The sequence below is a fragment of the Kitasatospora purpeofusca genome, assembly GCF_000718025.1.
Lineage (GTDB): Bacteria > Actinomycetota > Actinomycetes > Streptomycetales > Streptomycetaceae > Kitasatospora > Kitasatospora purpeofusca.
Map to the genome: position 1 here is coordinate 1 of NZ_JODS01000105.1, position 328 is coordinate 328.

At 69.5% G+C, this 328-nt stretch carries 1 protein-coding gene; it reads right to left on the reverse strand.

Going from position 1 to position 328, the window contains the following annotated elements:
- Positions 1 to 12: 12 nt before the first annotated feature.
- The coding region (locus IF01_RS0140930) for an Hsp20/alpha crystallin family protein (protein ID WP_030398696.1) at positions 13 to 328 on the reverse strand (316 nt) is incomplete at its 5' end.

A 328-nucleotide genomic window follows, 5' to 3' on the forward strand; every position in this document is an offset into this window, starting at 1 on the left:
ACGGTCCGGGGGTCAGGCCCGGATCTGCCTGCGGTCGCCGCTGTGGCCGATGGCGATCTTGCGGGGCTTGGCCTTCTCCGCGACCGGGATCTTCAGCGTCAGCACGCCGGCGTCGTAGTCGGCGCTGATCCCGGCGGGGTCGAGGATGTCGGACAGCATGACCTGGCGGGAGAACACGCCGAGCGGGCGCTCCGACAGCTCCCACTTCACATCCTCGCCCTGGTGCCGCGGGCGGCGTTCGGCCTTGACGGTCAGCATGTTCCGCTCGACGTCGACGTCGATCGCCTCAGGGTCCACCCCGGGCAGGTCGAAGCAGATCACGTACTCG